9 protein-coding genes are annotated in these 7,751 nt (G+C 59.6%); 5 read left to right on the forward strand and 4 right to left on the reverse strand.

Annotated elements, in window-relative coordinates; all coding sequences use genetic code 11:
- Together PHW99_RS17250 and PHW99_RS17255 are read right to left on the reverse strand one after the other, a co-directional pair.
- The coding region (locus tag PHW99_RS17250; protein ID WP_300180522.1) for a class III extradiol dioxygenase family protein at positions 1–730 on the reverse strand (730 nt) is incomplete at its 3' end.
- 14 nt (positions 731–744) lie between these two features.
- Complete coding sequence (locus PHW99_RS17255) at positions 745–1,098, reverse strand: protocatechuate 4,5-dioxygenase subunit alpha (RefSeq protein ID WP_300180525.1); 354 nt, start codon at positions 1,096–1,098, stop codon at positions 745–747.
- Positions 1,099–1,219: 121 nt separating this feature from the next.
- Between PHW99_RS17255 and PHW99_RS17260 the strand changes: the two genes are divergently transcribed.
- Positions 1,220–2,119, forward strand: coding sequence for a LysR family transcriptional regulator (locus PHW99_RS17260; RefSeq protein ID WP_300180528.1), 900 nt, complete (start codon positions 1,220–1,222; stop codon positions 2,117–2,119).
- Between the two features lie 268 nt (positions 2,120–2,387).
- Positions 2,388–3,086, forward strand: coding sequence for a hypothetical protein (locus PHW99_RS17265; protein ID WP_300180531.1), 699 nt, complete (start codon positions 2,388–2,390; stop codon positions 3,084–3,086).
- Here the strand turns inward: PHW99_RS17265 and PHW99_RS17270 are convergent.
- Positions 3,083–4,024 (reverse strand): helix-turn-helix domain-containing protein, encoded by a 942-nt coding sequence (locus PHW99_RS17270; RefSeq protein WP_300180534.1) that lies wholly within the window; start codon positions 4,022–4,024, stop codon positions 3,083–3,085. The genes PHW99_RS17265 and PHW99_RS17270 overlap by 4 nt on opposite strands.
- A gap of 105 nt (positions 4,025–4,129) precedes the next feature.
- On the opposite strand from PHW99_RS17270, the gene PHW99_RS17275 reads away from it, so the two are divergent.
- From PHW99_RS17275 to PHW99_RS17285, 3 genes are all read left to right on the forward strand, one after another.
- A complete protein-coding gene (locus tag PHW99_RS17275) occupies positions 4,130–5,302 on the forward strand; it encodes a cytochrome P450 (RefSeq protein WP_300180537.1) in 1,173 nt (390 codons plus the stop codon).
- Positions 5,303–5,375: 73 nt separating this feature from the next.
- Complete coding sequence (locus PHW99_RS17280) at positions 5,376–5,699, forward strand: 2Fe-2S iron-sulfur cluster-binding protein (protein WP_300180540.1); 324 nt, start codon at positions 5,376–5,378, stop codon at positions 5,697–5,699.
- A 3-nt stretch (positions 5,700–5,702) separates the two neighbouring features.
- Positions 5,703–6,938: an FAD-dependent oxidoreductase gene (locus PHW99_RS17285; protein WP_300180543.1), complete on the forward strand. Its 1,236-nt coding sequence runs from the start codon at positions 5,703–5,705 to the stop codon at positions 6,936–6,938.
- 538 nt (positions 6,939–7,476) lie between these two features.
- Here PHW99_RS17285 and PHW99_RS17290 read toward each other — a convergent pair.
- Positions 7,477–7,751, reverse strand: a 275-nt coding sequence (locus tag PHW99_RS17290) for a hypothetical protein (protein WP_300180547.1), incomplete at its 5' end; no start/stop codon positions are given.

Consider the following 7,751-nt stretch of genomic DNA (forward strand, 5'->3'; position numbering starts at 1 on the left):
GCCAGGCCAGCAGCTCGATGCCTTGCGTGCCGGTTTTCTCGACCAGCTCATGGATGCTGAACTGGGTCGCCCATTCGGGGTTGCTCAGCAGGCTTTCCATGAACTTCAGGTCAAAGTCCTTGTTGATAAAGCCAGCGCGTGTGCCTTCCAGTTGATGGCTCAGGCCGCCAGAGGCGATGAAAGCCACTTTTTTGCTGCTGTCCCAGGCCGCCACGGCTTCACCCACGGCGCGGCCAAAGGCGTACACGCGATGCGCTTTGGGTAGCGGAAACTGCACGGTGTTGATGCATACCGGCACCACCGTGACGGGATAGTTGCCTTCGGGGTAAAACAGCTTCAGCGGCAGGGAGCAGGCATGGTCGACCAGCAGTTCCTGGCAGGTGGTGACATCAAATTCCTTGTCCACCAGGTGGTTGATGATTTCCCAGGACAAGTCCAACTCACCCTTGAGCGGTTCCAGTGACGGGATGCCCCAGCCTTCGTCGGAGTTGACATATTGGGTGGCTGCGCCGACCGCGAAGGTCGGCATCTTGTCCAGGAAGAAGTTCAGGCCGTGGTCGTTGTAAAAGATCACCATCACGTCAGGCTTTTGTGCTTTAAGCCATTCGTGGATGGGCGGGAAGCCGTCAAAGAACGGTTTCCAGTACGGGTCTTGTTGCAAACCTTTGTGGATTGCGCCGCCGATGGCGGGAATGTGAGAGGTGCCGAGGCCGCCGATGATTTTTGCCATGATTGTCTTTCCTTTTATTTGCCTGCGGCCACGAGCTTGGCCTTGAATTCATCTTTGGTCATGCCGGTTTGCTGGGCCCCGATGTCCTGCATGTCCAGCCCAAAAATACCGGCAAACTTGGCCAGGTAATAGGCATTGCCCCCAGCATCGAGCAGTTGCAACACGTTTTTGGCACGGATGGCGGCGGCCTGCGGCTCGGTCAAGCCATATTTGCGCATGTAGGCTTCTTCGTCCTTCAGGAACTCGGCGCGGTTTTCGGCCGAGTTGAACGAAAAGCACATCTTGTTGAGCGCATAGCCGCGTTTGGCGTATTCGCCATCAAACGGGTTGGTGCCCGGAATCTGCGGCAGAGGGGTTTTGGAAGCCACGGTGAATCTCCTGTTTTGACGTGTTGAGAGAACGGATGGGCCCAAGTATTTGACAAACATTAAATAAAATAAACAGATGAATCATGATGAAACGCATGAGTGAATGCGATGAATTGGGGCCATGAGTAAATTCAACTATGCCGATCTTGATGGCCACCTGCTGCAGCTGCTGGTGGCGGTGGTGGAGGTGGGGTCCATCACCGGAGCCGCGCAGCGCCTGGGCGTGACGCAATCGGCCGTGAGCCACTTGCTGGACAAGTTGCGTGCCATCACCGGGGACGCGCTGTTTGTCAAATCCGGCCGGGGTATTGTGGCGACCGCCCATGCCGAGCAGTTGGCTGGCAAAGCGCGCGAGCTGCTGGCGGCCATGGAAGGTTTTGCCATGTCGGGCGTCTTTGACCCGGCGCGCTGGCGCGGCACCTTCACCATTGCGGCCAACGACTTTCAGCGCGATGTGTTGCTGCCGCCCCTCATGGCGCAGCTGCGGCAGCAGGCACCGGGGGTGGTGTTGCGGGTGATTGCTTCCAACATTCCCAGCCTGGAGATGCTGCGCCAGGAACACTGCCAGCTGGTCATCAGCCCGCGCCCGCCCGAGGGGGGCGACGTGATGCAAAAGCGCTTGTTTGAGGACAGTTACCGCGTGTTTTACGACCCCAGCCAGCGGGATGCGCCGCACACCCTGGCCGACTACCTGGCTTCTGAGCACATCACCGTGGTGTACGAACCCAAACGTGCACTCGACCTGGACCAGTGGCTGGCGGCGCGCGGCGTGCAACGCCGGTTCAGGGTCATGGTGCCCGGCATGGCGGCCCTGCCTGCTTTTGTGCGCAGCAGCCAGCTGCTCACCACGGCGCCTGGCCTGCTGCAGCAGCACCTGTTCAAGGACCTGGCCAGTGCCCCCGTGCCGCTGGACTGCCCGAAGTTGCCGATGTACATGATCTGGCACAGACGCTATCACGACGATAGCGCTCACCAGTGGTTGCGTGCGGGCTTGAGCGAGATTTCGTTCAAGGTTGGATGACCAAGGCTGACCCTAGCCGGGAACCGTGTCGAACTTGTGGGGCCAATGAACTTGGCTCAGCCAAATCCTTGTTCTATGAGCTTACGCTTTTGCTGCGGAGAAGGCGTAACCATCACTCCCCTCAACGGTAGACCTTGGGGTATTTCAGCAGTCTGATAAGCGACTCGAGAGCTATACTGTTTCTGCCTGACTTATTCAGGTCATTCTCAGATAAATAAGAATGCCAATCTCAGCCAGACAGATTTACTGTTGATCATTTTTTAAAAACATGAACACCCTTGCGCGTTATTTTTTATCATTATTAATATTGATTTCAACGTCCAGCATGGCAATCAGTCCAAAAGTTGGAGCATGGTGGAATCCAAATGAATCTGGTCGTGGTTTTGTTTTTGACGGATCCGGTACGACATTGGCCATGCAAGCTTATACCTATGATGCGTCAGGCGCACCGCAGTGGTATTTGGCTGTTGGAACATTGAGTAATAACGGGACTACTTGGGTAGCCAATCTGGAGAAATATTCAGGAGGGCAATGCCTTGGTTGTGTATATAAACCAGCTCAGTCGGTTGGTAGTGATGGACAAGTATCTGTTATTTTTACCTCTGATACGACAGGCGTGTTAACTATGCCGAATGGAGTCAGCACACCGATTCAATCATTTTTCCCTGCAGGCGCTATGCCGACAGTTGGATATGCTGGAAATTATCAGTGTGTCTTCGATGGTACGGATTCCGGCTCGTTCAGCTTCGTTATGAGCAGCGCCTTTGGCGCGGTGAGTAACTGCTCAGGTAGAAGCAACTTTCGAGGAGGCTTCTTGTGTACGGGGCAAATCAGCAGTACGGGCCTTGTAACGACTGCCTTTGCTTCAACGGGTGCTGTTGCTACTGGACAGGTAACAGCAACAGGTGTAACAGGAACTTGGATCAATACCAACGCCGGAGGAAGTATCAGTTGTTCCAGGAATTAATTCGTTCTGGCGTGATCGGAATTCCCACCATGCGCCGCCCGGTAACTCTGCGGGCTCACCCCCATGCGCCGCTTGAAAAACCGTGAGAAATACGCCGGGTCGTCAAACCCCAGTTCGGTGGCCAGCCGTGCCGCCGGGGCAGCAATGTAGATCAGCCGGCGGCAGGCTTCGCGCGTGAGCCGTTCATGAATCAGCTCCAGCGCGCTGATGCTGCGCTCAGAGCGCACCAGCCGGTTCAGCCGTGCCGTGGACAGGCCCAGGCGCGAGGCATAACGCTCCAGCGGCCAGTGCTCCAGAAAGTGCTGTTCCACCAGCAGCACAAAGCGCGTGAAAAGTGCCTGATGGTTCTGCCTGCGCTGGCCTCGCGCCAACTGGCCTTGGGCACTGAGTTGTGACAAACGCCACACCACCGCCCGGGCCAGCCACACCGTCACAGGGGCACCGGCGGCATCCGGCATCTTGAACTCGGCCAGCAAACTGCGAAACAGGGCACTCAGGCGCTGGCCGGTGCTGTCCTCTGGCGTCAACCGAATCACGTCGGGCGACAGGAACAAGGCACGGAAGGCTTCACCGACGGACTGAAACTCACCTTCCAGCAAAAAACGGGCGCTCAGGGTCAGGACCACACCGTCCGTTTGTGGCGCAAAGCGAAAGCCATGCACCACACCCGGCGGGACCACCAGGGCCGCCGGGGCCGCAACGGTGTCACGATGCTCGTCAAGCAGCACCTGTGCCGACCCCTGATGCAGCCAGACCACCTGGTACAGGCCATGATGCACGTGGGGTTCAATCTCCCAAGCGTAGCGGGCGCTACGCGACTCGACGTCTTCCACGTGCAGCAAATCCTGCCCGGCCACGGCGGCTTCGCCATACAGCGCAAAGTGCGGAATGGTTGTGGCTCGACGGGGTGCCGTGGACCGGCTGGCGCTTTTTGTCATAAATCAATTTTGAACGAAAAGTACCAGCCTGGGTGCACCTTTTTGCAGTGCGCGGCAACGCCTCGTTCTCTAAAGTTGAGGCTCGAACAACACACAGGAGACAGCATGTTCAGTTTCGACCCGTACTCACCGGCGGTAGATGCGGACCCGTTCCCGTACTACAAGCATCTGCGCGATGAGGCCCCCTGCTTCTGGAGCCCCGAGGCCCAGATGTGGGTGCTGACGCGCTACACCGACATCGTCACCGCCCTCAACGACTGGGAAACCTACTCGTCAGCCAGCGGCAATCTGATGACCGAACTGCCCGGCCGCGCCGGTGCCACCTTGGGCAGCTCAGATCCACCGAAGCACGACCGCATGCGCGCCCTGATCCAGCACGCCTTCATGAAGCGCAACCTGCTGGCGCTGGAAGAACCCATCCGCGCCATTGCACAGCAGGTGTTTGGCCAGCTCAAAGGGGTCAAGCAGTTTGACTTCAAGGAAGTGTCTTCCCAGTTCACCGTGAAGGTGCTGATGGCCGCCCTGGGCCTGCCCATGGGGGACGAGGCCATTGTGGACGAGCAAACCGTGCGTGACAACGCGGTGCTGATGGTGCAAAGTGATGCCCGCACCCGCGCCAAAGGCCCGGAGCACATTGCCGCCTACAACTGGATGCAAGAGTACGCCAGCAAGGTCATCGCCATGCGCCGTGCCGAACCGCGCAACGACTTGATCAGCAACTTTGCGCTGGCCGAGATCGACGGCGACCGCCTGGACGACCGCGAAGTGCTGCTGACCACCACCACGCTGATCATGGCCGGGGTCGAATCCATGGGCGGCTTCATGATGATGTTTGCCTACAACCTGGCCACGTTTGAAGACGCTCGCAAAGCCGTGGTAGCCAACCCCGAGCTGCTCCCCGACGCGATTGAAGAAAGCCTGCGCTTCAACACCTCGGCCCAGCGCTTCCGCCGCCGTTTGATGAAAGACGTGACCATTCACGGCCAGACCATGAAGGCGGGCGACTTTGTCTGCCTGGCCTATGGTTCAGGCAACCGCGACGAGCGCCAGTACCCCAACCCGGATGTGTATGACATCACACGCAAACCGCGTGGTCACCTGGGTTTTGGTGGGGGTGTACACGCCTGCCTGGGCACGGCGATTGCACGCCTGGCGGTGAAGATCGCGTTTGACGAGTTCCACAAAGTGGTGCCCGAATACCACCGCGTGGCCGACCAGTTGCCATGGATGCCATCCAGCACCTTCCGCAGCCCCTTGGTGTTGGAATTGGCTGTTTGATAATCCGCCGTTGACCCACCCACAGCGCCGCCCAGACCAGGGCGGCGCATTTCTATTTTTGGAGACATAAAAAATGGCCAACATCACCTTCGTTGAAGCATCTGGAACATCCACCACCGTCAACCTGGCCGACGGCTGGAACCTGATGCAAGGCGCTATCGCCAACGGCATCGACGGCATTCTGGGCGAATGCGGCGGCTCTTGCGCCTGCGCCACCTGCCACTGCTACGTGGACGAAGCCTGGCTGGACAAACTGCCCGCTGCCTCTGAAGGCGAACTCGGCATGCTGGAAAACGTAGCCGCCGAGCGCCGCCCCAACAGCCGCCTGGCCTGCCAGATCAAAGCCACAGCAGCCTTGGAAGGCCTGCTGATCCAGTTGCCCGCCACTCAGGAATAAACCATGAGCGCAGCCATCGTCATCATCGGAGCCGGCCAGGCTGGCGTGCAAACCGCTGAGGCCCTGCGCAGCGGCGGCTTTGCCGGCAGCATCACCCTGCTGGGCAACGAGGCCTACGGCCCCTACCACCGCCCGCCCCTGTCCAAAGCCTGGCTGGCCGGTGAGATGGACAGCGCCCAACTCGTCATGCGTGCGCCCGAGATGCTGGCACGCAAAAACATCGAGCTGCGCACCCACATCACCGTCAGCGCCATTGACCGCGCCGCCAAACAGGTCACCCTGAGTGATGGCAGCACCCTGCCCTACACCGGCCTGGTGCTGGCCACCGGCGCCACCCCGCGCGGCCTGCCGTTGCCCGGTGGTGATGCCCAAGGCGTGTTTGCGCTGCGCTCGCGCGATGATGCCAGCGCCATTGCCGAACGCATGGCGCTGTGTATTGAAAAACAGTTGCCCGTCATCGTCATCGGCGGTGGCTTCATCGGGCTGGAAGTGGCCGCCACCGCCCGCAAAAAAGGCCTGAGCACCACCGTGCTGGAAGCCGCCCCGCGCCTGCTCGGCCGCGTGCTGGCCCCGGTGCTGTCCGACTGGTACGCCGACCTGCACCGCAGCCACGGCGCAGCGCTGGTGCTCGATGCCCGTGTTGCCGCGATTGAAACCGATGCGCACAACACCGTCACCGGCGTGCGCATGGCACATGGCCAGATCTACCCGGCAGGCCTGGTGGTGGTGGGTATTGGTGTCGCCGCCAACGACCAACTGGCTCAAGCCGCAGGCCTGGAATGTGAGCGCGGCATCGTCGTCGATGCCTGTGGCCGCACCAGCGACCCAGCCATCGTCGCCGCAGGCGACTGCACCGCCCGCCGCCTGGCCGATGGCAGCCTGCTGCGCCTGGAATCCGTACAAAACGCCACCGAGCAAGGCAAATCCGCCGCCACTGCCCTGCTGGGCGTGGAAAAACCCTTCACCGCCACGCCCTGGTTCTGGAGCGACCAGTACGACAAGAAGCTGCAAATGGCTGGCTTGTCGATGGGCGCCGACCAATGGGCGGTGCGGGGTGACATGGCGGCTGGCTCGTTCAGCGTTTATCACTTCAAGGGTGACAAGCTGCTGGCTGTGGACTGCGTCAACGCCAGCAAAGACCACCTGCTGGCGCGCAAGCTGCTGGATGCGGGGGTGTCACCCACGCTGGCGCAGGCAGGGGATTTGGGGGTGGATTTGGCGGGGTTGTTGGGGCGGTGAGGTTGGGCAAGGGCTGCGGAGCGTGTTTGGTTAATACATCATCGACCGGGGGCCAGGTTACCGGATCTATCTCGCCAAAGATGGCGACACGCTCATCGTTCTGTTTGGAGGCGGCACCAAACGTGGCCAGCAACGAGACATCGACAAAGCTAAGGCATTGTCAGCGGAGTACAAGGCACGCAAAAGGGCGATGACCACCAAGTCAAGCAACAAGCACAAGGGGTAAAAGCAATGGCGCAACAGCGTGCACTTGCCCGTCCATCCCGAAGCAGGGTACAGCGGCATGCTCTGCATACGGGTTTGACAACGGAACAGTTATCACCACGTACGAAAGCTCCATTTGCAAAAGCAATTTCGGGGCTGTGTTGAGTGCGGATACCAGCGCCTGCACGAACAATCCGAAGAATTGCCCAGCCATTGGGGCAGGGTCGGTTCCCGCATGGGGTTCGTGTGCGACATCGGCGGGTGTGGCACTTTCTTCCATCGGTGCTGCTGTCACTCTGAACAATACGGCAGCTGGTTATACGGGTAATATCACTTACACCTGCCAGGCATCGGGCAGCTGGACCAGAAACGCTGGGACGTGTACCGCGAATCCGGTTTGCCCAGCCCGGCCAGCCGATACACAAACCGTGTCGTGTCCATCAGGGCAAACTGGTGCCATCACCCAGACGCGGACGTTGAAGTGTGATGCGTCAACCGGGTGGGGATGGTCGATTGGCGGCTGGTCGAACTCGTCGTCAACTTGTGTGGCCTCTCCTTCCTGTCCAGCGCGGCCAGCCGATACACAAACGATTGCTTGCCCTGCTGGGT

It is taken from the genome of Rhodoferax sp. (assembly GCF_028689305.1).
Taxonomy (GTDB): Bacteria; Pseudomonadota; Gammaproteobacteria; order Burkholderiales; family Burkholderiaceae_C; genus Rhodoferax.

Excerpts from the sequence above, each read along its gene's own strand:
- PHW99_RS17280 (WP_300180540.1), top strand. The coding sequence starts at position 5,376 with ATGGCCAACATCACCTTCGTTGAAGCATCTGGAACATCCACCACCGTC.
- PHW99_RS17270 (WP_300180534.1), bottom strand. The coding sequence starts at position 4,024 with ATGACAAAAAGCGCCAGCCGGTCCACGGCACCCCGTCGAGCCACAACC.
- PHW99_RS17260 (WP_300180528.1), top strand. The coding sequence starts at position 1,220 with ATGAGTAAATTCAACTATGCCGATCTTGATGGCCACCTGCTGCAGCTG.
- PHW99_RS17275 (WP_300180537.1), top strand. The coding sequence starts at position 4,130 with ATGTTCAGTTTCGACCCGTACTCACCGGCGGTAGATGCGGACCCGTTC.
- PHW99_RS17265 (WP_300180531.1), top strand. The coding sequence starts at position 2,388 with ATGAACACCCTTGCGCGTTATTTTTTATCATTATTAATATTGATTTCA.
- PHW99_RS17285 (WP_300180543.1), top strand. The coding sequence starts at position 5,703 with ATGAGCGCAGCCATCGTCATCATCGGAGCCGGCCAGGCTGGCGTGCAA.